The sequence below is a fragment of the Nitrospira sp. CR1.1 genome (assembly GCA_014055465.1).
Lineage (GTDB): Bacteria > Nitrospirota > Nitrospiria > Nitrospirales > Nitrospiraceae > Nitrospira_A.
This window is the reverse complement of the sequence record WIAF01000002.1, coordinates 189,803-215,970: the sequence shown is the minus strand read 5'-3', so window position 1 is coordinate 215,970 and position 26,168 is coordinate 189,803. Positions and strand designations below refer to the sequence as shown.

26 protein-coding genes, 1 tRNA gene, 1 other RNA gene and 1 pseudogene are annotated in these 26,168 nt (G+C 56.6%); 23 read left to right on the top strand and 6 right to left on the bottom strand.

What is annotated here, in order from left to right:
* Positions 1 to 17 precede the first annotated feature (17 nt).
* From GDA65_05650 to GDA65_05635, 4 genes are all read right to left on the bottom strand, one after another.
* Entirely contained in the window at positions 18 to 1,229 is a 1,212-nt protein-coding gene (locus GDA65_05650) for a ferredoxin oxidoreductase (protein MBA5862175.1), read from the bottom strand.
* Between the two features lie 42 nt (positions 1,230 to 1,271).
* Positions 1,272 to 1,907, bottom strand: a complete 636-nt coding sequence (locus GDA65_05645; protein MBA5862174.1) for a carbon monoxide dehydrogenase — start codon at positions 1,905 to 1,907, stop codon at positions 1,272 to 1,274.
* Between the two features lie 336 nt (positions 1,908 to 2,243).
* Positions 2,244 to 2,531: a hypothetical protein gene (locus GDA65_05640; protein ID MBA5862173.1), complete on the bottom strand. Its 288-nt coding sequence runs from the start codon at positions 2,529 to 2,531 to the stop codon at positions 2,244 to 2,246.
* Between the two features lie 11 nt (positions 2,532 to 2,542).
* Positions 2,543 to 2,956, bottom strand: a complete 414-nt coding sequence (locus tag GDA65_05635; protein ID MBA5862172.1) for a DUF2203 family protein — start codon at positions 2,954 to 2,956, stop codon at positions 2,543 to 2,545.
* 491 nt (positions 2,957 to 3,447) lie between these two features.
* Here GDA65_05635 and GDA65_05630 point away from each other — a divergent pair, with 491 nt between their 5' ends.
* The 18 genes from GDA65_05630 (at position 3,448) to GDA65_05545 (ending at position 19,896) form a co-directional block, all read left to right on the top strand.
* On the top strand, positions 3,448 to 4,695 hold the full coding sequence (locus GDA65_05630; GenBank protein MBA5862171.1) for a transcription termination factor Rho: 1,248 nt from the start codon (positions 3,448 to 3,450) through the stop codon (positions 4,693 to 4,695).
* Positions 4,696 to 4,788: 93 nt separating this feature from the next.
* Positions 4,789 to 4,995, top strand: coding sequence for a 50S ribosomal protein L31 (rpmE, locus tag GDA65_05625; protein ID MBA5862170.1), 207 nt, complete (start codon positions 4,789 to 4,791; stop codon positions 4,993 to 4,995).
* Positions 4,996 to 5,100: 105 nt separating this feature from the next.
* Positions 5,101 to 6,171: a peptide chain release factor 1 gene (gene prfA / locus GDA65_05620; GenBank protein MBA5862169.1), complete on the top strand. Its 1,071-nt coding sequence runs from the start codon at positions 5,101 to 5,103 to the stop codon at positions 6,169 to 6,171.
* On the top strand, positions 6,168 to 7,133 hold the full coding sequence (prmC, locus tag GDA65_05615; protein ID MBA5862168.1) for a peptide chain release factor N(5)-glutamine methyltransferase: 966 nt from the start codon (positions 6,168 to 6,170) through the stop codon (positions 7,131 to 7,133). Before prfA ends, prmC begins: the two co-directional genes overlap by 4 nt.
* Before the next feature lie 5 nt (positions 7,134 to 7,138).
* On the top strand, positions 7,139 to 8,395 hold the full coding sequence (gene murA / locus GDA65_05610; GenBank protein MBA5862167.1) for a UDP-N-acetylglucosamine 1-carboxyvinyltransferase: 1,257 nt from the start codon (positions 7,139 to 7,141) through the stop codon (positions 8,393 to 8,395).
* Positions 8,392 to 9,066 carry an ATP phosphoribosyltransferase gene (locus GDA65_05605; GenBank protein ID MBA5862166.1) on the top strand — a complete coding sequence of 225 codons (675 nt, stop codon included), beginning with the start codon at positions 8,392 to 8,394 and terminating at the stop codon, positions 9,064 to 9,066. The genes murA and GDA65_05605 overlap by 4 nt, the downstream gene beginning before the upstream one ends.
* Before the next feature lie 88 nt (positions 9,067 to 9,154).
* Entirely contained in the window at positions 9,155 to 10,438 is a 1,284-nt protein-coding gene (gene hisD / locus GDA65_05600; protein MBA5862165.1) for a histidinol dehydrogenase, read from the top strand.
* Complete coding sequence (hisB, locus tag GDA65_05595) at positions 10,435 to 11,040, top strand: imidazoleglycerol-phosphate dehydratase HisB (GenBank protein MBA5862164.1); 606 nt, start codon at positions 10,435 to 10,437, stop codon at positions 11,038 to 11,040. Before hisD ends, hisB begins: the two co-directional genes overlap by 4 nt.
* Before the next feature lie 61 nt (positions 11,041 to 11,101).
* Positions 11,102 to 11,710, top strand: a complete 609-nt coding sequence (gene hisH, locus GDA65_05590) for an imidazole glycerol phosphate synthase subunit HisH (GenBank protein MBA5862163.1) — start codon at positions 11,102 to 11,104, stop codon at positions 11,708 to 11,710.
* Positions 11,707 to 12,444: a hypothetical protein gene (locus GDA65_05585; GenBank protein MBA5862162.1), complete on the top strand. Its 738-nt coding sequence runs from the start codon at positions 11,707 to 11,709 to the stop codon at positions 12,442 to 12,444. The genes hisH and GDA65_05585 overlap by 4 nt, the downstream gene beginning before the upstream one ends.
* Positions 12,445 to 12,467: 23 nt before the next feature.
* Positions 12,468 to 13,193 (top strand): 1-(5-phosphoribosyl)-5-[(5-phosphoribosylamino)methylideneamino]imidazole-4-carboxamide isomerase, encoded by a 726-nt coding sequence (gene hisA / locus GDA65_05580; protein ID MBA5862161.1) that lies wholly within the window; start codon positions 12,468 to 12,470, stop codon positions 13,191 to 13,193.
* A gap of 71 nt (positions 13,194 to 13,264) precedes the next feature.
* Positions 13,265 to 14,035 (top strand): imidazole glycerol phosphate synthase subunit HisF, encoded by a 771-nt coding sequence (gene hisF, locus GDA65_05575; GenBank protein ID MBA5862160.1) that lies wholly within the window; start codon positions 13,265 to 13,267, stop codon positions 14,033 to 14,035.
* Between the two features lie 33 nt (positions 14,036 to 14,068).
* Complete coding sequence (locus tag GDA65_05570) at positions 14,069 to 14,731, top strand: bifunctional phosphoribosyl-AMP cyclohydrolase/phosphoribosyl-ATP diphosphatase HisIE (protein MBA5862159.1); 663 nt, start codon at positions 14,069 to 14,071, stop codon at positions 14,729 to 14,731.
* Positions 14,724 to 15,068 (top strand): HIT domain-containing protein, encoded by a 345-nt coding sequence (locus GDA65_05565; protein ID MBA5862158.1) that lies wholly within the window; start codon positions 14,724 to 14,726, stop codon positions 15,066 to 15,068. The genes GDA65_05570 and GDA65_05565 overlap by 8 nt, the downstream gene beginning before the upstream one ends.
* Positions 15,069 to 15,175: 107 nt before the next feature.
* Positions 15,176 to 17,044 carry a DNA primase gene (locus tag GDA65_05560; GenBank protein ID MBA5862157.1) on the top strand — a complete coding sequence of 623 codons (1,869 nt, stop codon included), beginning with the start codon at positions 15,176 to 15,178 and terminating at the stop codon, positions 17,042 to 17,044.
* Between the two features lie 2 nt (positions 17,045 to 17,046).
* On the top strand, positions 17,047 to 18,852 hold the full coding sequence (gene rpoD, locus GDA65_05555) for an RNA polymerase sigma factor RpoD (GenBank protein ID MBA5862156.1): 1,806 nt from the start codon (positions 17,047 to 17,049) through the stop codon (positions 18,850 to 18,852).
* A gap of 113 nt (positions 18,853 to 18,965) precedes the next feature.
* Positions 18,966 to 19,042: transfer RNA gene (locus GDA65_05550), tRNA-Ile, on the top strand.
* A gap of 77 nt (positions 19,043 to 19,119) precedes the next feature.
* Positions 19,120 to 19,896, top strand: a complete 777-nt coding sequence (locus GDA65_05545) for a hypothetical protein (protein MBA5862155.1) — start codon at positions 19,120 to 19,122, stop codon at positions 19,894 to 19,896.
* A gap of 200 nt (positions 19,897 to 20,096) precedes the next feature.
* Here the strand turns inward: GDA65_05545 and rnhC are convergent, their stop codons facing one another.
* A complete protein-coding gene (gene rnhC, locus GDA65_05540; GenBank protein ID MBA5862154.1) occupies positions 20,097 to 20,756 on the bottom strand; it encodes a ribonuclease HIII in 660 nt (219 codons plus the stop codon).
* A gap of 85 nt (positions 20,757 to 20,841) precedes the next feature.
* Here rnhC and GDA65_05535 point away from each other — a divergent pair, with 85 nt between their 5' ends.
* Positions 20,842 to 21,732, top strand: coding sequence for a M48 family metalloprotease (locus GDA65_05535; GenBank protein ID MBA5862153.1), 891 nt, complete (start codon positions 20,842 to 20,844; stop codon positions 21,730 to 21,732).
* A 59-nt stretch (positions 21,733 to 21,791) separates the two neighbouring features.
* Positions 21,792 to 22,216, top strand: an RNA gene (gene rnpB, locus GDA65_05530) — RNase P RNA component class A.
* Positions 22,217 to 22,222: 6 nt separating this feature from the next.
* On the opposite strand, the pseudogene GDA65_05525 reads toward rnpB, so the two are convergent.
* Positions 22,223 to 22,459 (bottom strand): annotated as a pseudogene (locus GDA65_05525) (glutaredoxin family protein).
* A 250-nt stretch (positions 22,460 to 22,709) separates the two neighbouring features.
* On the opposite strand from GDA65_05525, the gene ilvB reads away from it, so the two are divergent.
* From ilvB to ilvC, 3 genes are all read left to right on the top strand, one after another.
* Positions 22,710 to 24,488, top strand: a complete 1,779-nt coding sequence (gene ilvB / locus GDA65_05520) for a biosynthetic-type acetolactate synthase large subunit (GenBank protein MBA5862152.1) — start codon at positions 22,710 to 22,712, stop codon at positions 24,486 to 24,488.
* A 41-nt stretch (positions 24,489 to 24,529) separates the two neighbouring features.
* Positions 24,530 to 25,048, top strand: a complete 519-nt coding sequence (ilvN, locus tag GDA65_05515) for an acetolactate synthase small subunit (protein MBA5862151.1) — start codon at positions 24,530 to 24,532, stop codon at positions 25,046 to 25,048.
* A gap of 66 nt (positions 25,049 to 25,114) precedes the next feature.
* On the top strand, positions 25,115 to 26,128 hold the full coding sequence (ilvC, locus tag GDA65_05510) for a ketol-acid reductoisomerase (protein MBA5862150.1): 1,014 nt from the start codon (positions 25,115 to 25,117) through the stop codon (positions 26,126 to 26,128).
* Positions 26,129 to 26,168 lie beyond the last annotated feature (40 nt).

The following is a 26,168-nucleotide window of genomic DNA, read 5'->3' as shown; positions in this document are numbered from 1 at the left end:
AATTACAGGGGACAATGTCAGCTGCCTCTGCCCGCCAGCGACTCAGACCGCAGGCCAAGGGCTGTCTTAATCTCTGAGACGATGATTTCAGGTGGCATGGTCATACCGCCGCAGACGTGCGGACCGGCATGGACACGATCACTATTGGGAATAGTGGCCTTAATTTCCTTTGCCAGCCATCCCGTTACATTAAACTCAGGCACAAAGATATGTTTTGCATTCTTCGTCGCTTCGCGAATCTCTTCTCCGGGCCAAGGGCGGAGCGATTTCACCTTGATTAGACCGCAACGCACACCTTCGTCTTCCAGCAGGCGGATCGCTTCTCGCCCTTGGGACACGGCGGTACCCGAGGCAACAATGACCACCTCTGCATCGGTGTTTTCAGTGTCGATTAGACCGTTGATCCACTTGATCGTGTGTTTGCGCGACCGCTCAATTGCTGCCCAAATTTCTTGTTGCCAAGAAGCATGAGTGGCATAACTGATGTAGTTGCTCTTCATAATGAAAGGATCGCGCATCATGCGGACGGGCGGGCACTCCATGTCCATGCAAGGCACAGGGGAACGGTATGGATCATAGGGGGGAAGGCACATGTCAGCCGGTGTCAGATTGACGACGTCTTTGGTGTGGGTCACGAAGAAACCATCGCAACACAAGGCTAGCGGCAAATGTACTTCCGGTTCTTCAGAGACCATGAAGCCTTTGAGGATCCAATCAAAGAAGTCTTGGGCCGTCTCTGCATGCCAAACCAGCATGCCGGTGTTTAGGAGGTACGAAATTTCAATAGTATCCGGCTGAATCGACAGCGGCGAGTTGATGCCGCGGCAGGTGACGATCATTTGAATAGGAAGGCGCGCACCAGCCCACATGGGAAAGTTTTCCATGGCGCGCATTGTGCCCGGTCCGGCTGTGGTCGTGAAAACTCGCGCCCCTCCGAATGCCGCTCCGGCGCATTGCGACATGACGGCGAACTCGCTCTCTCCTCTGAAGTAATCACCGATATACCCTTCAGCAAATAACTCGCCGATAAGGGCCGCAGCTTCGCTCTGAGGGGTGATGGGGTAGGCAATCATCACATCGCAGCTTGCCCGTCTCAAGGCTTCTTTGATGACCTCGCTACCGGTATAAAAAGACGGATTGCGAGGGGCTTCATGCATCATTTTCCATGCATCTGTGTAAGTCTGGCCCTTTTTATTCTGTGTCCCGATGTGGGATTTTGTTTCCGCCATGGACTCGGCCTCCTTTCAATCGTTAGAAGTGCTCCAAACCAGCTAGTTGGAAGCGCTCGTCTTAGCTGATGTCAGCCGTGGTTTAACGGTGCCTTTCAGTTTGCGAATCCACTCACCCAGCTTCAGGATTTTTTCCACTGAGGCGTCCCTGAAGGAGAGCATGGCGTCTTCATGTCCTGCTTGTGCGCACATCGCGACGGTATAGCATGACGTTCCGCCGCGTATAATCTTGAGGGATAAATTTGCCTGGTGGCAGTGCACGCCGATGAACATGCAGCAGTCGATCTTGTTGTGCCAGATCGTGAGATTTGGATGGTTAGGATTAATTTCGACTTCCGGATTGATCTTCGGGTATTTGGGGCGATAATCCGGCATTGGAATCAGCATCGGCTTTTGTCCGGGCTGCACGCACTCTTTCAATGTTTCGTAGAGTTTTCGGACGGCCGCGGCCTTCTTGGCCGCTTTTTCATTCCAGGCCCAGAGAACCAGGGGGCCTGGGAAAATGGTGGGCACCTGGGCCATGAGAAATTGACGTGCAGCTTCCTCGTAGGCTTTTTCTTCCGGAACGATGACGCCGTTGATATGTGCCTCGCCTGGATTTGGGAGATAAATCCCCATTGAGGCTGCGGCCGGTGGCAGGAAGTGTTCTGGGCCTGGTAACACGCGATACTGAGTCATTCGAACCTGCTCTCTTTTTGGGGTTAACAAACTTGGAGAAGGGACACCCTCGGTTAAAGCGTGGGGTCAAGTCACTCTATGCTTTCTCGATGTTTTTCTGCAACACAGCAGAAGGCCCACCTGGGGGAAATTAAGGGCCAGCGCGTGAGAAGGCACTTAGGTCTTTTGAACTACAGGGCTGATGCCTTCACAGGTAGCGCTAAGTGCGCATTATAGGTGGCAATCTTTTTAGTTGTCAATCTGACGAGCCGTGAGCGTGTTACCTGCTGCTGGGTTTGAGGAGTGATGGTTTCGACGACTTGGTAGAGGGAATGTGGATGATTGCCAGGAGATGTACTATGCCGGAGATGATACGGCGGGGATTACTTGCTTGAAGGGGTGGACCTCGATGCGTTCGAAAACTCCATGAACTGTATAAGGGTCTTGTTGCGCGATCTGCGTGGCCTCGTCGAGAGAGTCCGCTTCAATTATGATCAGGCTACCCGCGAGGTCCGTGAAGGGGCCAGCAAGAAAGACTCTTCCCTGGCGGTTCAGAGGTTCCAGATTGGCCAGATGCGCCGCTCGGTGAATTTTGCGCTTGGCTTGCCCCTCAGGCCCATCAAAGCCGAGAATAACAAATTTCATTAGAATTCCTGTTATATGGCAGTTCCATCCAGAGGATGGCGATCCTTATACCCGCAAGAAACTTCATGCCACCATCGAATTTCCTCTTCACCGAATTTCCAGCAGAGGTACACGATTCTGCCTTCGAGTTTACAGGGAAAGTCGCAGAGTCCTAGATCAACGTCTTTGATGACGACTCCCAACTCGTGGATTGCCTGTAAGCTGCCACTGATTTCATGGAGTGCCCGAATGTATAGCGCACCGACCGGGCTACCACCTCCAGACGCGGCGTTCGCGCTGGCTTTGCTTACTTCATCTTTTGTGTTCGCAATCACGGTTTTAGCCCGGCGTATGGTGGCAAACCGTTGATTGAGTTGAGGAAGAAGTTCGTTGGCTTCGGCCAGCGTGAAAATGCGATCTGGTGTATCGTGATCTGATTTTGCCACAAATAGTCCTCGCGCGATCTTTAACATACTGGTTGTTGGGCTGCAACCAACGGCCGCACGGCTGGCTTCTGCTTCTATATGAGTCTATGAACAAGGCTAGGGGAGAGATGTGTTTCAAGAGGTTGAGGGGTTTAATTTGTTGACAATGAGAAGGCCGGACGCTAAAATCACAATAACTTCGCGATTCTGAAAAACGCATTCCTTCTGTGCATCAGCTCCCGAACCCATTCCAATCGAAAAAATCCCAGGGTAGTTGAGTGTCGAGTGTGCAACAGTGGGTGACTTTCATCTCTGCAAATTTTCAATCAACAACGCCTTCATTTAACGCGATCCTGAAAGCGATCCTGCCATAAACAACCAACAGGTTGATATCTAGATAAATCATCTCCGCGAATTCGTTCATGAGTACTCAATCGTTTTTCTCATTTTGGGGAGCTATCGGGTTGAGAGCCTGATAGGGAAGAGGTATGACACAGGTTAAAGGGGAAGTTATGCATCTCGCGGAACTCAAACAGAAGTCGATTGCCGACCTGAATGAGGTGGCGCGGGATTTAAAAATCGAGGGTGCGGCAAACCTTCGGAAACAAGAGCTCATTTTTGCCATCCTGCAGGCGCAGACTGAAAAGAACGGCGTCGTGTTCGGTGAAGGTGTGTTGGAGACCTTGCCGGACGGCTTTGGATTCCTTCGAGCGCCAGACTCCAACTATCTGCCGGGGCCTGACGACATTTATATTTCTCCGTCACAGATTCGCCGATTTAATCTCAGAACCGGGGATATTGTGTCGGGCCAGATCCGGCCACCGAAAGAGAGTGAGCGCTACTTCGCCTTGCTCAAAGTGGAAAAAGTCAACTATGAGGATCCGGAAGTCGCGCGCGACAAGATCCTATTCGACAATCTCACCCCGCTCTATCCCGAAGAACGTTTAAATCTGGAATTTGACCGGGAAGAATATTGCACGCGTGTTATGGATCTTACGACGCCGATCGGTAAGGGCCAGCGCGGTTTGATTGTCGCTGCGCCGCGAACCGGAAAAACCATGCTGCTGCAGGCGATCGCCCGAGCCATTCTGAAGAATCACAAGGAAGTCACCCTCATCGTTCTCTTGATCGATGAGCGCCCGGAAGAAGTCACTGATTGGCAGCGTCAGGTGAAAGCAGAAGTGATCAGTTCCACATTTGACGAGCCGGCTCAGCGCCATGCGCAGGTTGCGGAGATGGTGTTGGAGAAAGCCAAGCGGCTGGTTGAGCATAAAAAAGATGTGGTCATTCTGCTCGATAGCATCACCCGGTTGGCCAGGGCATACAACACCATTGCCCCTCCCAGCGGAAAGGTCCTGTCCGGCGGTCTGGATTCCAACGCCCTCCAGCGGCCAAAGCGGTTTTTCGGTGCGGCACGGAACATTGAAAACGGCGGCAGCTTGACCATCATGGCCACCGCGTTGATCGATACCGGCAGTCGCATGGACGATGTGATCTTTGAAGAATTCAAAGGCACCGGCAATATGGAAGTGCACCTGGATCGGCGTTTGGCCGACAAGCGGCTCTTCCCCGCGATTGATATCAGTCAATCCGGCACTCGCAAGGAAGAGCTGTTGGTCGACCGCGACCGCCTGAACAAAATGTGGATTCTGCGTAAGGTCTTAAGCCCGTTGGGCACCATGGAAGCCATGGAGTTCTTGATGGACAAGATCGGCGGGACCAAAACCAATCAGGAATTTTTGCAATCCATGAATCGGTAGGCGCCGCTTGCCAGTGCACATCACTCCAGTGTAAAGTCGTGCACCCTGACGAGCAGGACCAGTCAATGAATCTAGGTCAGTAGAGGAGCAGGTATGCAAAAGGGAATTCATCCAGTCTACCGTGAAGCTACCGTGCATTGTGCGTGCGGGAACACGTTCAAGACGAGATCCACGATCGGGGACATCAAGGTCGACATTTGCGCAGGATGCCATCCGTTCTTTACGGGAACTCAGAAGATCGTCGATACGGAAGGGCGTGTCGAACGGTTCAAAAAGAAGTACGCCAAAAAAGACAAGTAGGCCTCAGTCAGGACATCATGGAGACCCTGCTTCCTTTTGGGGCAGGGTCTTTTGTTTTTGGGGCTTCACGGCTAAGGCGGGAATGGGCGAGACATGGAAGATGGGCTGATTAAGAAGTGGGAAGGGATGGCGGCGCGCTACCAGGAGCTGACGAATCAGCTTATGGATCCGATTGTCCTGAATCAGCCGGGTATGATTCACAAGCTCAATAAAGAGCGAACGGAGTTAGAGGAGCCTGCTCAACAGTTCGCTGCCTATTCCCAAGCCCAGAAACAACTCGACGAAGTGACATCAATGCTGCTGGATTCCTCTACCGGCTCGGATATGAAGCAGCTCTTTGCGGAAGAACGCGAACATTTGACCCAACAGTTGTTGGAGATCGAAGCTCGAGCCAAGGACTTTCTGACTCCGAAGGATCCCCGTGATGAGAAAAATGTGTTTCTTGAAATCCGGGCTGGAACGGGGGGGGACGAGGCGGCCTTGTTTGCCGGAGATCTCTTCCGGATGTATCTCAAATACGCGGAACGCAACCGCCTTCGCCTGGAGGTGGTCGACGCCTCCGAGACCGGAATCGGCGGCTACCGCGAAGTGATTGCTCTGCTGGAGGGAAAAGGCGCCTACGGCCGTCTGCGTTATGAAAGTGGCGTGCACCGGGTGCAGCGCGTTCCCACCACGGAAGCCAGCGGAAGAATTCACACGTCTACGGTTACGGTGGCGGTCATGCCGGAAGTAGACGAGGTGGATGTGCACATTGACCCGAAAGATTTGCGTATCGATACATTTTGTTCCTCCGGCGCTGGCGGACAAAGTGTTAATACGACGTATTCGGCCGTCCGCATCACGCACATTCCGACCGGAGTTGTCGTCAGCTGTCAGGACGAGCGATCACAGCTCAAAAACCGGACCAAAGCCATGCGAACGTTGCGGGCTCGTATCGTTGATGCTGAGCGGGAAAAGCAGGAGGCGGCCATTGCGCAAGATCGTAAGTCGCAGGTCGGGACCGGTGACCGGAGTGAGAAAATCCGCACGTACAATTTCCCCCAGAACCGTGTGACCGATCACCGCATTGGGCTGACCGTTCACAAGCTTGATCAGGTGCTGACGGGTGATCTGGAAGAGATTGTGCAGGCGCTCCGGGCGCATTACGAACATCTGGCCAGCCTGGAAACAAAATGAGTCAGCAGCAGTTCGCCAGCATCGCCTGTCCCGTAACGAGTCTCGGGGCTCTTCTGGGGGAATCGGAATGCCGCCTGGAGGCCGCCGGCATCGACCAGCCTGTGTTGGAGACCGCCTGGTTGGTGGAACATGTGCTGAGCCTATCGCCGCTCATGCAGCGAGTCAACGCAGAGCAGCCGATAACCTCGGTAGAATGCGAGCGCCTACGGGCGCTGATTACACGGCGCGCCAATCGTGAACCGTTGCAGTATCTGCTTGGCACGCAGGAGTTTTACGGACGGGATTTTTGTGTCACGCCGTCGGTTCTCATCCCCCGTCCTGAGAGTGCGTTGCTGGTTGATGAGGCAGTCCGTCGGTGCGCGCAGAGTTCCGACGCGACGGTTGTGGATGTGGGGACAGGATCAGGTTGTTTGGCTGTGTCCGTGGCATTGGCTCTGCCGAAGGCGCGGGTATTGGCGATCGACGCTTCAGCTGAGGCCTTAGCGGTCGCGCGAGGCAACATGACGCAATACGGGCTAGATGCGCGTATCGCCTGTTTCCATGGAGACTTGCTGGCTCCGATCGCCGAGGGACGTTTGGCGAATCAGATAGACGTCATTCTTTCCAATCCTCCCTATATCGCGGACAGGGATATCGCTGCTCTTCAACCGGAGGTAAGAGATTTCGAGCCGCGGTTGGCATTGGCGGGAGGCAGTGATGGGATGGAGGTGCATCGCCGGCTACTCGAGCAGGCTCCGGTGTATTTAAAGCCAGGGGGCGTCCTTCTCATGGAAGTGGGGCTCGGCCAAGCGGCTACTGTCTGTCGGCAGGCTGAGGAACGTGGGCGGCTTCACGCCTATGCGGTGTTGCGGGATCAAGGCGGAATTGACCGCGTGGTCTGTTTCGAGAAAAAAGAGGCGACCTCATGGCCCTTCCGCGATGATGTTCGCAGGCAAGCGGCAGAGGATCGACCGATTCGCTGAAACCGATGGATCAAATTCTTATTCAAGGTGGCCGCCGCCTCCAAGGCGAAGTCCGCACCAGCGGGGCGAAGAACGCCGCGTTGCCGATCCTTGCCTCCACCATTCTCGGCGGCGGGGAATGTGTGTTGTCGAATATGCCGCGGGTGGTCGATGTGCTGACGATGGGGAAGTTGCTCAGCATGTTGGGCATTGCGGTCACCCAAGAAGGTGATCGCACAGTGGTGCAGCCCCGCACCGTGGCTTCCACCGAGGCTCCCTACGATCTCGTCCGAACCATGCGTGCGTCGGTGTTAGTATTGGGTCCGCTGGTGGCTCGCTTGGGCGAGGCCAAGGTTTCGCTTCCCGGCGGCTGTGCGATCGGCTCTCGGCCGGTGAATTTTCATTTGGCAGGCCTTGAGAAAATGGGAGCTACGGTTGAAATCGAGCATGGGTACATCAAGGCGGCGGCGCGTCGCTTGAAAGGATGCCGAATCTATTTCGATACCCCCACCGTGACGGGCACCGAGAATCTCATGATGGCGGCCGTGCTGGCAGAGGGCACCACGGTGCTCGAAAATGCGGCGAAAGAGCCTGAGATCAGCGATCTGGCGGCGTTCCTCGTCAAGCGCGGTGCGCGTATTGCCGGTGCAGGAACGGACATGATTGCGATCGAGGGCGTGACGGAGCTGAATGGCGCCGACCATGAAGTCATTCCCGACCGCATCGAAGCCGGAACCTATCTTGTGGCCGGGGCTATTACCGGCGGGGAAGTGGTGATAGATCGTTGCCGTCCTGAGCACATGGAACCTTTATTGATGAAACTGCGGGAAAGCGGCGTGGACCTGGTGGAGGAAAAGGAACGCGTTCATCTCAAGGTGCCCGGGCGATTGAAAGGGACGAATGTCCGGACCAGCCCGCATCCCGGATTCCCCACCGATATGCAGGCGCAGTTTGTGGCCCTGATGGCGGTGGCCGAAGGGACCAGCGTAGTCACGGAAACCATTTTCGAGAGCCGGTTCATGCATGTGGAAGAATTGCGTCGCATGGGGGCGGATATACGCGTCGAGGGCAATCGAGTGGTAATTACAGGCAAGGAACGATTGACGGGCGCGCCGGTGATGGCCTCGGACCTTCGAGCCAGCGCGGGCCTCATCGTGGCCGGCCTTGCCGCAGAAGGCATCACGGAAGTGTCCCGGGTATATCACCTCGATCGAGGCTATGAACGGCTGGAAGAGAAACTCCGGACCTTGGGGGCCAGCATCGAGCGGAGAAAGGGAACGTGAACGTGAAGGCGAGGAGACCGCAAGACGAAAAGCCGAAAGGACTCACGATTGCGCTGTCAAAAGGGAAATTGTTGGGGCCGGTCCTCCATCTTCTGAAAGAGGCTGGCTACTATAGCCACGGTTTGTCCGTGGAAAGCCGAAAGTTGGTCTTTGACTGTGCCGCCAACGATGCGACCTTTTTGATCGTGAGGCCGACCGATGTGCCGACGTATGTCGAACATGGAGCGGCGGATGTCGGCGTGGTGGGGAAAGACGTCTTGTTGGAGCAGGGTAGCGATGTCTATGAGCCGTTGGATTTGAAGGTGGGAGCGTGTAGAATCTCGGTCGCTGCGTTACAGGGACAGCCGTCACCGGACCGGTGGTCATCGAAGATCCGGGTGGCGACGAAGTATCCCAACGTCACCGAGCGCTACTTCAATCAGCGCGGAATGCCGGTCGAAATTGTCAAGCTATACGGGTCAATAGAACTTGCCCCGATCGTTGGACTCGCGGATCGAATTGTCGATCTGGTTGAGACGGGCAGCACCTTGAAGGCCCATGATCTGGCAGAGGTGGAGGTGATTGCCCACTCCACCGCCCGATTGATCGTCAATCGGGCCAGCCTTAAATTGCACCATGAACCGTTACAGGTGTTGATCGATCGGCTGCGAAGAGCTGTGGCTGCGGAGTAGCGCAGTCAACCTAATCCCACGCAGGCAGTCGTGGGTTTTCCCATGAAGCGGCGTCCCATACAGGCGGCGCAGCGGCAGGACGGATGTCATGACCATTCTCGCGAGTACCGATCGAGCCTTCGCCAAAGCGTTACGAAAAATCGCGACTCGCTCGAGTTCGCAAGCGGCGAGCGTCGAGAAAAGTGTGCGTGCGATCCTGCAGGCGGTGGAGAAAGGCGGAGATCGTGCGGTGCTGCGGTACACCAAGAAGTTCGATCGGCTATCCGTAACGCCTGATCAGATCCGTGTGACACCGGAAGAAATCAAGGACGCCTATTACCACATTCGAAAAGATGAGGGCGATTCACTTCGGTACGCGGCGCATCGAGTGCGGCAGTTTCACGAACGTCAGCGCACCAAAACCTGGATGTATCAAGAGGAGAACGCCACGCTTGGCCAGATGGTCACGTCGCTTGATGCTGTCGGAGTGTATGTGCCCGGAGGCAAAGCCGTCTATCCTTCCTCGGTGCTGATGTGCGCAATTCCTGCGAAGGTGGCCGGGGTTCGACGCATCGTCATGTGCACGCCCACGCCGAAGGGTGAGATTAATCCCTATCTGCTGGTCGCCGCAGATATTGCCGGTGTCGACGAAATTTATCGGGTCGGTGGAGTACAGGCGATCGCCGCGATGGCATTCGGGACCAAGACCATCGCCAAAGTGGATAAAATCGTCGGGCCTGGAAATATGTATGTTGCGACGGCAAAACGGCTCCTGTATGGCACCGTCGGTATCGATATGGTGGCCGGGCCTAGCGAGTTGCTGGTAGTCGCGGATGACGAGGCGAAGCCGGCGCACGTGGCAGCCGATTTGTTGTGCGAGGCGGAACATGACGAAGATGCGCAGGTCTATCTGGTGACCACTTCGGCATCGCTTGCTACAGCGGTCGTGCGTTTGATTCAGACCCAGCTGAAGGGCTTGCAGCGAGAAAAAATTGCGGCCAAATCGATTGCGCGGCATTTTGTCGCCTTCGTCGTTCCCACCATGGATGAAGCCATTCAGGTGGCGAACGAAATTGCGCCCGAACATTTGACCTTGTCGGTCGATCGTCCGTTCGATTATCTGGAGCAGATTCGCCATGCCGGCGCGCTGTTTCTGGGGCGCTACACGCCGCCTGCCGTGGCTGATTATGTGGCCGGCCCGAACCATGTGCTGCCGACCGGCGCGACCGCGCGTTTCTTTTCTCCGTTGTCGGTCAACGACTACGTGAAGGTTAGCAACATCGTGCATTACACCAGGGAAGAATTGACGAAAGCCAAGGATCATATCGTCAGACTGGCGCATATCGAAGGCTTCGATGCGCACGCCAAATCAGCTCAAAGCAGGTTTTCATGAAAAACACGGGAGCTCCCAGACAAGCCTCGCTGCATCGCGCCACCAAAGAAACCGATATCCGTGTCGAATGGAGCCTAGACGGTACAGGCCAGGGGAAGATTCATACGTCCATCCGGTTTTTTGACCATATGTTGGATCTGTTAGCCAAACATGGGTTTTTCGATCTCACGGTGCAGGCCAAGGGTGATGTCGACATCGACGAGCATCATACGGTGGAAGATGTCGGGATCGTCATGGGCAAGGCCCTGCAGCAGGCATTGGGAGAAAAGGCGGGGATCAAGCGATTCGGGTGGGCTTCGGTGCCTCTGGACGAAACCCTTGCGCAGGTCACGGTGGATCTCAGCGGCCGGCCCTATCTGGTCTATAACGTGAGTTTGCCGGACCGGAAGATTAAGACCTTCGACTTGGGTCTCTTCGAGGATTTTTTCCAAGCCTTCGTCACCCATGGCGGGCTCAACCTCCACGTGAACCTTCAATATGGGCGCAATCCACACCACATCATGGAAGCCATCTTCAAGGCGTTGGCTCGGGCGCTGGATCAAGCCACCATGCCGGAAGAGCGGCTGTCAGGAGCGGTTCTCTCGACGAAGGGAAGCCTCTAGACGGAATCTCGTGGGGGACGGGGATCTCTAGCTCCCGTCACCGTTCGTCAGTGAATGCGACATGATTGCCATCATTGATTACGGCATGGGTAACTTGCGCAGTGTCTCCAAGGCCTTTGAGGCCGTGGGGCATCAGGCTGTGGTCACGCGCGATGCCCGCGTCATCGCAGATGCCAGCCATGTGGTGTTACCGGGTGTGGGGGCATTCGGGGACTGCATGGCAAATCTGGGACGCTATGAGTTGATTGTGCCGATCCACCGCGCCATACAATCCGGCAAACCCTTTTTGGGCATCTGTCTGGGGTTGCAACTGCTCTTCACGGAGAGTGAAGAATTCGGGACGCACAAGGGGCTGGGAATTATTCCCGGCCGTGTGAAGAAGTTTGTGTTGGATTCCTCATTGAAGGTGCCGCATATGGGGTGGAACGATATTCAGATCATGCGATCTGCACCCCCGTTCGCCGGGATCACGACAGGCAGTTATTGTTATTTCGTGCACTCCTATTATGTTGAACCTGCCGATCCCTCGGTAGTTGCGACCGTGACCGAGTATGGAGCGCCATTCGCATCCGCTGTGTGGAAGGACAACGTCGTCGCCTGCCAGTTTCATCCCGAGAAGAGTCAGGCGGTCGGTCTTCAGGTGATCAAGAACTTCGGTGCCTGGACGTGAGTGCCCTGGTTCCACGAGTCCTCCTGGTTCTGGTGGCCGTGGCGCTGACGACAGCGTGCAGCGGAACCAAGGTCACGACGAAGTCCTCTGCCCAAGCCGGAAAGTACCAGGTACACAAGATCGCGATCATTCCCTTTGAAACGATGGCCACGCCTCAGGTGATAGAAACGAGCGGGCCGTCCTTTCCTGCGCCGGCGGGAGTCCGGCGGTCTGACATGGCGGCGGACGTTTCTCCGACGTCCGATCAGGCGGTTCGGCAAACACATCTGGTGCCGCCTGGTGTGGGCGAGAAAATCACCGATCTGATGTGGGCGAAATTGAAGGTCAAGCCTGGGTTGCAAGTCATTTCTCCTCAGGACGCGATCGGGGCGGCGCGAGACCTTTCGAGAGCAGCCGTGCCCGTCGAGACCATTTCGGCTCATAAAATTGCTCAACGCCTCAAGGCGGATGCGGCGCTCAGCGGTAAGGTGCTGGTCTATCAAGAGCGTGTTGGTAGCCGGCTGGGGGCGGATCCTCCCGCTGCCGTCGGATTTGAAGTGAAATTGGTGGCCCCTGATGGGATGGTTTTGTGGGAAGGTAACTACTATGAAAGGCAGCGGCCGATGACGGAGGATGTGCTCGGTTTTTTTCAGCGGTATGGAACGTTCGTGACGGCTGAAGAGTTGGCGGCCTATGGGGCGACCGAATTAGCGGACGCGTTTCCATTCGGCGGCGCAGCGGGTGAAGGGAAATAGCGGGTGAGGAAACAGGTGCGGGCATGCGTGTAATTCCGGCGATCGATCTGAAAGATGGCCGCTGTGTGCGGCTGCGACAGGGGGATATGGCAGCGGAAACCGTCTATTCCGAAGACGTGCCATCCGTCGCGAAACGCTGGCAGGAGCAGGGGGCAGCTCTCATTCACATCGTCGACCTCAACGGCGCTGTTGATGGAGAGCCGAAGAACCTCCCGCAGATCGAAGCCGCGATGAAGGCAGTGAGCGTGAAAGTGCAGGTTGGGGGCGGGATCCGCACGATTGAGACGGTTCGAACATATCTCCGGGCGGGAGTGGCGAGAGTTGTCCTGGGGACGGCTGCCCTGACGGATCACAACTTTTTGGCGCAGGCCTGTCGCGAGTTTCCCAAGCGTATTTTGCTGGGCCTTGATGCCCGAGACGGCAAGGTCGCGGTGAAGGGCTGGACGACGGTGTCCGAGACCAAAGCCATAGATCTCCTCAAGGAACTTGCCGACCATGAACTCGGTGCAGTGATCTACACCGACATTGCGCGCGATGGGATGCTGAATGGCCCAAACCTTGCGGCGTTGGGAGAAGTTGTCGAATGTTCGTCTTTTCCCGTCATCGCGTCCGGCGGTATCAGCAGGGTCGAGGATTTGCTGGCGGTCCGTGGGCTCGGCTCTCGGGTGGAAGGCGCCATTGTGGGCAAAGCGCTGTATGACGGCAAATTGGACTATGCGGCGGCGGTTGCCGTCATCGGGAATCGTTGAGCATTTCATATGAGGGACAAGAACAGAACCGGTTCGTGTTCCGTTTCAGGTTTCACCCGTCACGATTTCATATGTTGACCAAACGCATCATTCCCTGTTTGGACGTGAAAGATGGTCGCGTCGTCAAGGGGGTCAGCTTCGTCAATTTGCGCGATGCAGGCGACCCGGTCGAGGTGGCCACCATCTATGATCGTGAAGGCGCGGATGAACTCTGTTTCCTAGACATCACGGCTTCGCACGAAAATCGGAAGACCATCATCGATGTGGTGGAGCGAACTGCCGCGCGGGTATTCATGCCCCTGACGGTCGGGGGAGGCGTGCGCACGCTGGATGACATTCGCACATTGCTGAATGCCGGGGCGGATAAGGTCAGCATCAATACCACCGCGGTGCAGCAACCGGAATTCGTTCGTGAGGCAGCCCAGCGGTTCGGTACCCAATGCATTGTAGTGGCCATCGATGCCAAGCGAGCGGAGGTCGGCGGGCATTGGCAGGTGTATACTCATGGCGGACGAAACGCGACCGGGCTTGATGCGGTTGAATGGGCGCAGCGGATGGCGGGTTTTGGAGCAGGCGAAATTTTGCTGACCAGCATGGATCAGGATGGCCGTCAGAACGGATATGATCTAGCGTTGACGGCGGCCGTGTCGGAGAGTCTGTCCATTCCGGTCATTGCCTCGGGCGGGGTAGGCACCTTGGAGCATCTCTACGACGGTTTGGTCAAAGGGAAGGCTGAGGCGGTGCTGGCCGCCTCCATTTTTCACTACCGGACCCATACGATCCAGCAGGCCAAGGCCTATTTGCGTGACCGTGGAGTTCCGGTTCGGGGGGAAGCCGCTTAGATGGAGCCCGTGATGTCGAGCGACAGCCGCAGTATCGCCTTTGACGGACAGGGCCTGATCCCTGCCGTGATTCAGGATTGGTTCGACGGCACCGTGCTCATGGTGGGCTACATGAATCAGGAAGCCCTCATGAAGACCTTGGCTACGCGATCCGTCCATTTTTGGAGTCGCTCTCGTCGGAAATTATGGGAAAAGGGAGAAACCTCAGGACATTTTCTGCGAGTGAAGGATCTCTTCGTCGATTGTGACCGGGATACCATTCTGGTGAAGGCAGAGCCGGTCGGGCCGACGTGCCATACTGGAGAACGCGCCTGTTTCTTTTCCAGAATGAGTGAAGATGGACGGGCGGGCCAAGACAAAACGCAGGATGCTGGTGGAGGAATTCTCGAACGGCTCTATCAAACGATTCTGGCACGGAAAGCCGCTCCGCAGCCGGACTCCTATGTCTCCAAGCTACTGCAGGGCAATGCAGATCGCATCCTGAAAAAGGTGGCGGAAGAAGCCGGTGAAGTCATTATTGCCGCCAAGAATCAGAGTCGAGACGAGATCATTTACGAGACAGCCGATCTGTTCTTTCACACCCTCCTGGTTCTCGGTTATCACGATGTCACGCTGAGCGAGGTGTATCGGGAACTTGGAGCCAGGTTCGGGAAGTCCGGGATTCGACCGGTACCGGAGGGAGGCGCGCGTGGATAACTGCATTTTCTGTCGTATTGTAGACGGCGCTATTCCAGCGAAAATTGTGTATCAGGACGATCGCGTGCTGGCGTTTGAGGACGTCAATGCTCAGGCCCCCGTCCATGTGCTGGTTATTCCGAAACGTCACATGGCGGCGGTTCAGGATTGCCAGGACGGTGACCAGGCGTTGCTCGGACATCTGTTGTTGACCTGTTCCAAGGTCGCAGCGATGAAGAACCTGGCGGAGTCCGGCTATCGTATTGTTACGAACACCGGAGCGGACAGCGGACAAACGGTGTTTCATCTTCACCTGCACGTCCTTGGTGGAAGGCACATGGCCTGGCCTCCAGGGTAATAGACGGTGCTCCTTCGTTGACACATGTGCCGACCGTTTGTTAGGGTGAACGGTCAACTTTCAATCGCGCGTCAAAGGCATCCAGCCGGCACCGACCGGCAGGATCCCTGCGGGCACTAGCGAGGACCGCCGTGGGCCAAGGCCTGATTTCGGACGACGTCATCAACCAAATCAGAGACCGAGTGGACATCGCGGAAATCGTGGGCCAACATGTGGCGTTGACTCGAGCCGGGCAGAATCTCAAGGGCCTGTGCCCCTTTCACCAAGAGAAGTCTCCCTCCTTCACCGTCAGCTCGTCGCGGCAGATTTTTCACTGTTTTGGCTGCGGGGCCGGCGGCAATGTGTACACGTTCCTCATGAAATTAACCGGGGCCGCCTTTCCCGAAATTGTTCGGGATCTGGGGCGCAAGGTGGGGGTGGATGTTCCTGAAGCGACCGGCGGATATTCCAACGAGGCGCGCACGCAACTTGGCCGATTGGAACGCCTCAACGCGGCGGCGGGAGCCTGGTACCAGCGTATGTTGATGGAAGGGCCGGTGGGAGCCCAGGCGCGTGCCTATCTCGAGGGTCGTGGCATCCAGCAACATACGACCATGCAATTCAACATCGGCTATGCCCCGCCTGAGTGGGATGGGCTGACCAAAGCGATGCTCAAAGAAGGGTTTTCGCCGGTGGACCTCATTGCAGCCGGCCTCTCCATTCCACGCGATCAAAGCGGCTCACAGAAAACGGCAGTCTCGGGTCATTACGATCGGTTTCGTTCCCGAATCATGTTTCCAATCACGGATTTGCGGAAGCGGGTCGTGGCATTCGGCGGACGGGTCCTCGGGGACGGAATGCCCAAGTATTTGAACTCGCCTGAGACGCCGTTGTTTAAGAAGGGGCAGACGCTATTCGCGTTGGATGCGGCTCGCGAAGCGGCCAGCCAGCAGCAAACCTTGATCATCGTCGAAGGGTATTTCGATGCCGTTGCGCTGCACCAGGCCGGCATTCGCCATGTGGCGGCGACCTTGGGAACGGCCTTAACCCCCGAGCATATTACTGTCATCCGCCGGTTCGCCTCGAACATCGTGTTGCTTTTCGATCCGGATCAGGCTGGGGTTCGAGCAGCCTTGCGGTCGCTGGATCTGTTCGTCAATAGCGGTTTGAGCGTCAAGGTCGTCTCGCTTCCTGAGGGTGACGATCCGGATACCTATGTCCGGCAACATGGCGCTGAGGGATTTGCGGCGTTGCATCGCACGGCTCCAAGCCTGTTGGATTTTGCGATAGAGCACAGCCTCCGCACGGCGGAGTCGGGGAGCGTCGAGGATCGGATTCGAGCCGTGGACGCGGTATTGCGCATTCTGCAGAAAAGTGCGCATCCGATCGAGCGAGAAGAGCGGATCAGGCTCGTTGCGGAACGGTTGGGACTCAGTCAGCAGCGTTTGATCGATCGGTACCCGACGCTCGTCTCGGAAGATCAGCGTCGCCCGGACCGAGCACTCAAGGATCCATCCGTATCGGTGCCAGCTAAAGCGAAGACCAATCCGGAAGAGCGTGACCTGGCGCATTTGCTCGTGCAGGGAAGTTTGTCTGCCGCGGATCTCGGGAAACTGTCTCCGGAGGCGTTCTCGACGCCGGCCTACAGGAAGCTGATCGAATGTGCCATGCAGCATCTGGCAGAGGATGGCAGGCTGTCCGTCCGGAGCCTGTTGGACGCGTTGATCACCGATGAGGTCTGCGGGTCGTTGGTCTCGGAACTGTCGATGCAGGAGCAGCATTATGACGACGTGCCGGCTCATATTGCCGGGTGCTTGGAGACACTGGAACGGCGGGGACGCGAGCGGACCATGGGGGCATTGATTCAAGAATTGAAGGTCGCAGAACGCGAGCGGCGGGACGATGAAGTGCATCGTCTGAACGGATTGATTAACGATATGCGGATGAGGAAAGCCGGTGTGATGCCGGTTGCGCTGACGTCTGCGGTGAAGGAGTAGGTATGCCGAAACAAGAATTACTCGGCGAGGTGAAGAAGCTCATCAATCTCGGCAAAGAGAAGGGCTTTCTCACGTACGACGATCTCAACAGCACCTTGCCGGCGGATGTCGTCTCGTCGGACCAGTTCAGCACGATCATGACCATGTTCGGCGAAATGGACATCGAGATTGTGGAGTCCGCGGAGACGGAGCGCACTCCGAAGGCCGCCGAAGGGGAAGAGGCGATCGAGGAAAGCGAAGAGTCCGACTCCTCGGAAGAGAACGAAAAAGAGATCGATCTCACGCCGGGTGCGCTCAGCCGCACCGACGATCCTGTCCGGCTCTACCTGAAAGAAATGGGCAGCGTCGCTCTCCTGAGCCGTGAGGGCGAAATCGAGATCGCCAAGCGGATCGAAGAGGGAAAGAAAGATATCGCCACGGTCGTGTACGGATTGCCGATGACCCTGGAGTTCGTGCTGAATCTCCGCGATCAGCTGAAAAACGGCAAGATCGATGTGCGCGAGATCGTGCCGGTCGTGGAGACGGAAGAGGATTTCGAGGAAGAGGCCGTCGAAAAAGATTACGAAGAGCTGCGGGTGAAAACGCTGGACTCTTTGAATGTCGTTCGAAAAGTATCCGCCTCGCTCAAAGATCTCTACGACAAGGCTCGTCATGTCGGCGCCGATCCCGAGAAACAAAAGAAACTGCGCAAGCAGATCGATACGGTGCGCGGCCAGGTCGTCGACAAGATGGAGTCGGTGAATCTGCACGGCGTGCTGAAAGACCGGATGACCCAGCGGGTGCGCGACCTCAACCTGCTGTTCCGCCAGTCGGAGCGGGAGGTCACGAGCTGCCAGCGGCGTCTTGGGGTCGGTGGCGAGGCCGGCGCAGAATTGCTGCGGAAGTTGTGCCGAACCCACAAAGATCTTCTGGCGGTGAAGCGCAGGACCGGGCTGTCCGAAGAAGTGCTGCAAGACATCAAAAAACATTATCAAGCCGCCAAGGGCCGTATTCGTCAGCTTGAAGAAGAAGAAGCACTGATTTCGGCGGATGAGATCAAGGATGCGGTGAAGCATCTTGATGTGGCGGAGGAAAAGGTCAAGCGCGGGAAGGCGGAATTGGTCGAGGCCAACCTGCGTCTGGTGGTGAGCATCGCGAAAAAGTACACGAACCGCGGGCTACAGTTCCTGGATTTGATTCAAGAGGGCAATATCGGCCTCATGAAGGCGGTCGATAAGTTCGAGTATAAGCGCGGATATAAGTTCAGTACCTATGCGACCTGGTGGATTCGGCAAGCCATTACCCGTGCGATCGCCGACCAGGCGCGAACCATCCGTATTCCGGTTCACATGATCGAAACGATCAATAAACTGATCAGGACCTCGCGCCATCTGGTGCAGAAACTCGGTCGCGAACCGACGCCGGAAGAAATCGCCGAACGCATGGATTTGCCGCTGGACAAGGTGCGAAAGATCCTGAAGATCGCGCGCGAGCCGATTTCCCTCGAAACCCCGATCGGCGAGGAGGAAGACAGTCATTTGGGAGACTTCATCGAAGACAAGAAGGCGGTCTCGCCGTTGGAAGCAGCCATTCGTTATGACTTGCAGCGACAGATCAACGGCGCACTCGAAACGCTCACGCCTCGGGAAGAAAAGGTGTTGCGGAAGCGCTTCGGCATCGGCGAGGCCACCGATCACACCCTGGAAGAAGTGGGGCAGGATTTTGAGGTCACCCGCGAGCGCATTCGGCAAATCGAGGCGAAGGCGTTGCGGAAGCTCCGGCATCCGAGCCGCAGTAAGAAGCTGCGTAGTTTCGTGGAGAGTCTCTAGGCCTTGTTGCCGGGACTGGTTTGACTCTGTCCGACCGGCAGCTTTAGAATCAGGCCGCTCGAACCAGGCGTGCCGTGATGCAGGCTGAGGCCAGGTCACTGGCCGGCAGGGCTGGGCCCATAGCTCAGGTGGTTAGAGCGGCTGACTCATAATCAGCTGGTCCTAGGTTCAAGTCCTAGTGGGCCCACCAGCCTGAGCGCCTCACGATGATTCCGGTGCGAGAGGCGTCATGTCGACGTTGCTCTCGCGCAACCCACAAGGAGCCCGTTGAATCTACAGCTTTCCCCCCTCATCGAATTGCAAAAACTCGATCTCCGCATCGTCGATCTCAAAGAACAGCGGCGAAAAATACCGGAACGGCTTGAAGTGAATGAGGCGCCCCTTCGGGAAGCGAGGCGGGTGGTTCAGGACGCGTCTACCTCCGTCGAGGTGCTGATCAAAGAACGGCGGAGCGCCGAAAAGGACCTTGAGGCGCACGAAGATCGCATCGGCAAGATGAAAGATCGCGCCGCCCAGTTGAAGACCAATCAGGAATATCAGGCCCACCTGTTCGAAGTTGAACTGGCCAACAAGAAACGTGGGGAGATCGAGGAGAAAATCCTTCTCGCGATGGAGCAGATCGACCAGACTCAACGGACCATCGCTGCTGCCGAGGTGCAACTGAAAGAGTCGGAAGCGCTCTTCGTCAGGGAGAAGACGATACTAGACGAGAAGGACCAGGCTCTTACCGCGGAACTCGCGGAGTTGGAAGCCCAGCAGAAACAGTTGTCAGGACGGGTCGAGAAGGGCCTCCTTGCACGGTATAACAAGCTGAAAAGCACACGAAAGGACCAGGCCCTGGCGCTGATCAAAGATGGTATTTGCGTCGGGTGCCGGCTCCAGGTGCCTCCTCAATTGATTTCCCAAGTGAAGCGGGGAGATGACGTCTATACCTGCCCCTACTGTTACAGAATGTTGTATTGGGAGGGCGAGCCTGTTTCCGAAGAGAAGCGGCCCCTGGCGCAAGACCAGGCGAAGGATTTTGAACTGGGAGAATCCGTCTAGCAGGATGCGGAAAAAGTCCACCAGCGGCGTTCTCGCATCGTTCAGCGGCTCAACGTACGACAAGAGTACGATTCGCCGCTTCACTCGCCGCGGCCTTGCTGGATGGCCTTTTTGCGCATCCTGCGTACTATCCTGATACCAACACGCCACGTGAGCTGATCGCGGCGTAGCGTGCAAAAAACGAGTTTTTCCGCAGCCTGCTAGGGTTTGGTCAGCACCTGCTTCGTCGTTTTGAAGTGCAGTTTCGCGACGGTAGCCAATCGGTCCTGCCCGTATTTCTTGACCACCATGCGTCCTGCCAGTTCCACGGCTGGAGATGCGCCCTTGGGCAGCGTGGTGTGCAATTCCTGCGAAAGCCGCTGGAGGCGCAGCAGAAATTCCGCGCGGGCGAGAATTGAAGCGGCCGCCACGGCCAAGTCTGCCTCCGCTTTTGTGCGTTGCACCAACCGGATCTGCTTTCCTTTCTCCTGAAGCGCATTGAGTATCAATCGTTCGTCGCCGAACTGGTCGGCAATCGCCAGATCGCAGTCGACTTGCTGCAGCAGGTTTTCCAGCGCCCGCGCATGGCCCCAGGCGAGGAGCCGATTGAGGTTGTTGATCTTGGCGTAGAGCTCGTTGTAGCGCTGCGGCCCGATCGCCACGATGCTGTGAGGGCAGACCAGGCGGATGTCGGGCGCCATGTCGAGAATTCGTCCATCAGAGATTTTCTTGCTGTCACGGACCTGCATGAGGGCCAGGTCCTGTTCCGATGCCGGTGTGACGAAGACGGCGGCGATCACCAGCGGCCCGAAATAGTCTCCTTTGCCGGACTCGTCGATGCCGATACGATTCAGTGAAGAGAGCGTCGCGGTGGTAGGCACTCGGTGAAACTCCCAGTGGAAACGGGTTGGACGGCGCGGTAATCTAGCAGAGCACACCAGAGTGGTCAATTTGCGGAGGCGCGTGATGATGATGGAATGTGATCGAAGCAGCAGGCCGGGGACTACGATTCTGTCCAACATGTTGTGGCTGGTCTGCGGCATGGTGACCCTGTTGGTGACGACCGGTTGTCAAACCAATCCTTACACCGGCCGATGGCAGTTGATGATGATGCCGATGTCGCAAGAAGTGCAGATGGGCGCGCAGGCCTACGCCGATGTGAAAAGCGATCCCAACATGAGGCCATCAACCGATCCGCGGGAGATTGAACCGGTCAAGCGGGTAGCGGCGAGAGTGATCGAAGCCGCCAAGCGATCCAAATACGGCGAGATGGCCAACGAATTTGAATGGGAAGTCACGGTCATCAAGGACGATAAGACCATGAACGCCTTTGCGCTACCCGGCGGCAAGATCGCGGTCTATACCGGGATTTTTCCGGTGGCCAAGACCGAGGCCGGCCTTGCGGCGGTGATGGGGCATGAAGTCGTACATGCGTTAGCTCGCCATGGTGGAGAGCGGATGAGTCAGAACACACTGGCGCAGACGACCTTGCAGGCCATCGGGATTGCGCTCGGGGTGAGCGGGGCGAATCCGGTTCTCTCACAGGCGGGCATGGCGGCATTGGGAGTCGGCGCGCAGGTCGGTGTGTTACTTCCGTTCAGCCGGAAGCACGAGTCAGAAGCGGACTATGTGGGCGTTTTGCTGGCGGCGGATGCCGGCTATGATCCACGGGAGGCGATCCACTTGTGGCAGAGAATGGGCGAATTATCCGGCGGAAAAGCTCCCTCGGAGTTCATGTCCACACACCCAAGTCACGAAACCAGAATTCAACAACTAGAGGAATGGATGGCCGAGGCGATGCCGGTGTATCAGTCGAAGCCACCTGCGCCCAATCACGAGTTGCCGGCGTTGCATTAGGGCACGCGGCTTGATGCTTGAATCCCCATCGAGCGGCTCGTATACTTTGCCCGCGCGCTGGGGGGACACGGGTGCTCGCTCGTCGAGCGTGCTCGGCGAGAGGAAAGTCCGGACTCCAAGGGCAAGGACGCTGGATAACGTCCAGGCGGAGCGATCCGACACCAGCACCACAGAAAACAAACCGCCGATGGCCGGGGTGAGGGGCTTCGGTCCCGCACAGCGGATCAGGTAAGGGTGAAACGGCGGGGTAAGAGCCCACCGCGGTGATGGCGACATCAACGGCACGGTAAGCGTCGTCCGGAGCAAGACCAAATAGGGAGACGCCCGCGGGCTCGCAAGAACTTAGCGGAAAGGCCGGCCCGGCCGAGGTCTCCGGGTAGGTTGCTTGAGGCTCGAGGTAACTCGAGTCCCAGAGAAATGATCACCCCCGTGTGAGCGCAAGTTTCACGCGGGACAGAATCCGGCTTATAGGGTCTCTCCAACGCGCTTTTTTAATCGCCTTCCGCAGATCTCCCGCAGTGACCTTGCCGGACAGAAGTTCGCGGTCATCCAATAGCACCACGGGGATGCGTTCACCGTATTGCTGCCGGAGCTGTTCATCGGTATCGATATCAACGATCGTCAGATGGAACGCGAGATCCTCTTGCACCTGGGCTGCCACTCGGGCCACCACATGGCACAAGTGACATTCGCGGCGGGAAATGATCGTGAGGCGCATGGGACTCATTGGCACTAGGCTCACAACACGAGAACGTTCCTATACCACGGGGCGGTGATCGACACCAGTCCGTCGAGCAGAGAGTTCACGTCGCGGCTCTCTTGACCTCACTTGCGGGCTGGTGATACGATCCGCCATCTTACCCATTGATTTTTCAGAAAGATCGTAGCAGTCTGTGACACAAACGTGACGCAGGGTTGCTGCTGTATCCAGTGACGGCACACGTCCTTCGCTAATGATGCGCGAAGGGGAGGGTGATATGAAGCTCACAGGGTCCGAAATCCTGATCGAATGCTTAAAAGCTGAAGGCGTGAAAACGATCTTCGCCTTGCCGGGCGGCGTGGTGTTGAAGATTTTCGACATGCTGCACCAGCAGAAAGATATTGAAGTCGTATTGACCCGCCACGAACAGGGTGCCGGGCATATGGCCGAAGGGTATGCCAAGGCCACCGGAAAGGCCGGCGTCTGTTTAGTGACCTCGGGTCCCGGTATGACCAATGTGATTACCGCATTGGCCGATGCCTATATGGATTCAGTCCCGCTGGTGTGTATCAGCGGACAAGTGTCCACGAGTTTGATCGGGAACGATGCATTTCAGGAAGCGGACAACATCGGCCTGAGTCGCCCCTGCACCAAGTACAACTTCCTGGTGAAGGATGTGAACGATCTGGCGACCACCATTAAGGAAGCGTTCTACATTGCGACAACCGGGCGCCCTGGACCGGTGCTGGTGGATATTCCCAAAGATGTGTCCATGGCCAAGGCCGACTTCACCTATCCGAGCTCTGTCTCCATTCGCGGATACAATCCGACTTACGAAGGCAATAAATGGCAGATCAAGCAGGCCGCTGAAGCGATCATGAAGGCGAAGAAGCCGATTCTGTATGTCGGCGGCGGCGTCGTATTCTCGCAGGCGTCGAAAGAGTTGCTCGAATTGGCGGAGATGACTCAGATCCCCGTCGATATGACGTTGATGGGGCTCGGCGCGTTTCCCGGCGAGCATCCGCAGTCGATGGGGATGTTGGGCATGCACGGGACCTACTGCGCCAACATGGCGGTCCATTATTCCGATCTGGTGATTGCCGTGGGCGCGCGTTTTGATGACCGGGTGACGGGAAAGGTAGCGGAGTTTTGTCCCTTCGCCAAGGTGATTCATATCGATATCGATCCAACCTCGATCCGGAAGAACATCCATGTCGATATCCCGATCGTGGGTGATTGCAAGGCGGTGCTGCGCGAGTTGAATCAAATTCTCCGAGCCACGGTCAACGGCAATCAGAAGGATCTTCGCAAACCCTGGTGGGACCAAATCCGTGAATGGCAGCAGGCGCATCCGCTGGCCTATCAACAAGAGGCGGACGGGGCGATTAAGCCGCAGCACGTGGTCAAACGGTTGTATGAATTGACGAAGGATCGTGATCCGATCGTGGCGACGGATGTGGGACAACATCAGATGTGGACGGCGCAGTATTTTAAACTCGCCCGACCGAATCGCTGGCTGACCTCGGGCGGATTGGGTACGATGGGATTTGGCTTTCCTGCCGCCATGGGGGCGCAGGCTGCTTTTAGAGATCGATTAGTACTCTGCGTGGCCGGAGACGGCAGTATTCAGATGAACATGCAGGAAATGGCCACTGCCGTCGTGTCCAAGCTGCCGGTGAAAATCATCATCTTGAACAATCGTTTCCACGGCATGGTTCGCCAGTGGCAGGATCTCTTTTATGAAGGGCGCTACGCCTCCAGCTATCTGGACACGACGCCGGATTTTGTGAAATTGGCGGAAGCCTATGGCGCGGTCGGATTGCGCGCCGGCAAGGTGGGGGACCTCGATGCGGTGTTGAAGGAGGCCATCTCGACCGACAGGCCGGTGGTCGTTGACGTGCCCACCTATCCCTATGAGAATTGTTATCCGATGATCCCGGCGGGTGGTTGCAATCACGAGATGATTCTCGAAGATCCGCCTGAATTGAAACAACGCATGGCCGGCGTGCCCAGTACCGGATCGGACGAAAACAAGGATACGATTTTAACCGCGTAAAACACGCTGTCATCCGACAGCTATCAGTATAGAGCATTGTGATGGAACATATCATTTCAGTCACCGTTGAAAATAAATTTGGCGTCTTATCTCGCGTGGCCGGGCTGTTCAGCGGCCGCGGATTCAATATCGAAAGTCTGTCGGTCGCTCCAACCCTTGATCCGTCCATGTCCCAGATGACCATCGTCACATCAGGGGATGAACGAATCGTCGAGCAAATCGTCAAGCAGCTCAACAAACTGATCGACGTCATCAAAGTCGTGGATCTCAACGAAAGCGAATTCGTCTCGCGCGAGACGGCGTTGATCAAGGTCCATACGAAGGCAGAAGACCGGGCAGAAGCGTTGCGAATTGCGGATATCTTCCGCGCCAATGTGATTGATTCCACACCGTCGACCTATACCATCGAGGTCACGGGTGATCCGAAGAAGCTTGAGGCCATCATCAACTTGCTCCAGCCGCTCGGCATCAAGGAGCTGATCCGGACGGGGCGAGTGGCGATTGCGCGCGAGGCGATCCGGCCGGCCGTCAGCCAACCGAAGAAGCTCGCTCGAGAATAACGCGCGCATCCTCTCTGTGCACGATCGTTTCCATCCATGGGCCCTATGAACATTCAGGAGTGACGTATGAAGATTTATTACGACAAGGACGCCGACTTGCAGCTTATCCGTGGAAAGAAAGTGGCCGTGATCGGCTATGGCAGCCAAGGGCATGCGCATTCGCTCAATCTCAAGGAAAGCGGCGCCACTGTCGTTGTGGGCTTGCGTGAAGGCAGCTCGTGGAAAAAAGCGGAGGCCAGCGGCCTGAAGGTCATGCCGGTCGCCGATGCCGTGAAGGCGTCCGATGTCATCATGATCCTGGCGCCCGACGAAGCCCAGGCAGCGATTTACCGGCAGGAGATTGCGCCAAATCTAAAGCCCGGTTCCTATTTGGCGTTCGGCCATGGATTCAATATCCACTTCGGCCAAATCGTGCCCCCGGCGGACGTCAACGTCTTTATGGTTGCGCCTAAGGGACCAGGCCATTTGGTCCGGTCCGAATACACCAAGGGCAGCGGAGTGCCCTGTTTATTAGCCGTGCATCAAGATCACAGCGGGAATACCCGCCAGGTAGGTCTGGCCTACGCCAGCGCGGTCGGCGGCGGACGGGCCGGCATTATCGAGACGAATTTCAGAGAAGAGACGGAAACAGATTTATTTGGCGAGCAGGCGGTCTTGTGCGGCGGCTTGACGTCACTGATCCAAGCCGGATTCGAAACGCTCGTGGAGGCGGGATATGCGCCTGAAATGGCCTATTTCGAATGTCTCCATGAGGTGAAACTGATCGTAGATCTGATTTATCAGGGCGGCATCGCCAACATGCGCTACTCGATTAGCACAACGGCGAAATACGGGGACATTACCCGTGGTCCGCGCGTGGTGACGGAGCAGACGAAGCAGGAAATGAAGAAGATTCTCGGCGAGATTCAGAGCGGTCAGTTTGCCAAAGAATGGGTGTTGGAGAATCAAGCCCACCGCCCCGTCTATAACGCCTTACTGAAAAAAGGTGAGGGGCATCCAATTGAAGAAGTCGGCGGCCGGCTTCGGTCCATGATGCCATGGCTCAAAAAAGACCAACTCGTCGATAAGAATAAAAACTAACTCTGCCGGCTGGTTCTTCGTGGTAGCATGAGAGAGGGCC

Excerpts from the sequence above, each read along its gene's own strand:
- GDA65_05650 (MBA5862175.1), bottom strand. The coding sequence starts at position 1,229 with ATGGCGGAAACAAAATCCCACATCGGGACACAGAATAAAAAGGGCCAG.
- GDA65_05645 (MBA5862174.1), bottom strand. The coding sequence starts at position 1,907 with ATGACTCAGTATCGCGTGTTACCAGGCCCAGAACACTTCCTGCCACCG.
- GDA65_05640 (MBA5862173.1), bottom strand. The coding sequence starts at position 2,531 with ATGAAATTTGTTATTCTCGGCTTTGATGGGCCTGAGGGGCAAGCCAAG.
- GDA65_05630 (MBA5862171.1), top strand. The coding sequence starts at position 3,448 with ATGCATCTCGCGGAACTCAAACAGAAGTCGATTGCCGACCTGAATGAG.
- rpmE (MBA5862170.1), top strand. The coding sequence starts at position 4,789 with ATGCAAAAGGGAATTCATCCAGTCTACCGTGAAGCTACCGTGCATTGT.
- prmC (MBA5862168.1), top strand. The coding sequence starts at position 6,168 with ATGAGTCAGCAGCAGTTCGCCAGCATCGCCTGTCCCGTAACGAGTCTC.
- murA (MBA5862167.1), top strand. The coding sequence starts at position 7,139 with ATGGATCAAATTCTTATTCAAGGTGGCCGCCGCCTCCAAGGCGAAGTC.
- hisD (MBA5862165.1), top strand. The coding sequence starts at position 9,155 with ATGACCATTCTCGCGAGTACCGATCGAGCCTTCGCCAAAGCGTTACGA.
- hisB (MBA5862164.1), top strand. The coding sequence starts at position 10,435 with ATGAAAAACACGGGAGCTCCCAGACAAGCCTCGCTGCATCGCGCCACC.
- hisH (MBA5862163.1), top strand. The coding sequence starts at position 11,102 with ATGATTGCCATCATTGATTACGGCATGGGTAACTTGCGCAGTGTCTCC.
- hisA (MBA5862161.1), top strand. The coding sequence starts at position 12,468 with ATGCGTGTAATTCCGGCGATCGATCTGAAAGATGGCCGCTGTGTGCGG.
- hisF (MBA5862160.1), top strand. The coding sequence starts at position 13,265 with ATGTTGACCAAACGCATCATTCCCTGTTTGGACGTGAAAGATGGTCGC.
- rpoD (MBA5862156.1), top strand. The coding sequence starts at position 17,047 with ATGCCGAAACAAGAATTACTCGGCGAGGTGAAGAAGCTCATCAATCTC.
- GDA65_05535 (MBA5862153.1), top strand. The coding sequence starts at position 20,842 with ATGATGATGGAATGTGATCGAAGCAGCAGGCCGGGGACTACGATTCTG.
- ilvB (MBA5862152.1), top strand. The coding sequence starts at position 22,710 with ATGAAGCTCACAGGGTCCGAAATCCTGATCGAATGCTTAAAAGCTGAA.
- ilvN (MBA5862151.1), top strand. The coding sequence starts at position 24,530 with ATGGAACATATCATTTCAGTCACCGTTGAAAATAAATTTGGCGTCTTA.
- ilvC (MBA5862150.1), top strand. The coding sequence starts at position 25,115 with ATGAAGATTTATTACGACAAGGACGCCGACTTGCAGCTTATCCGTGGA.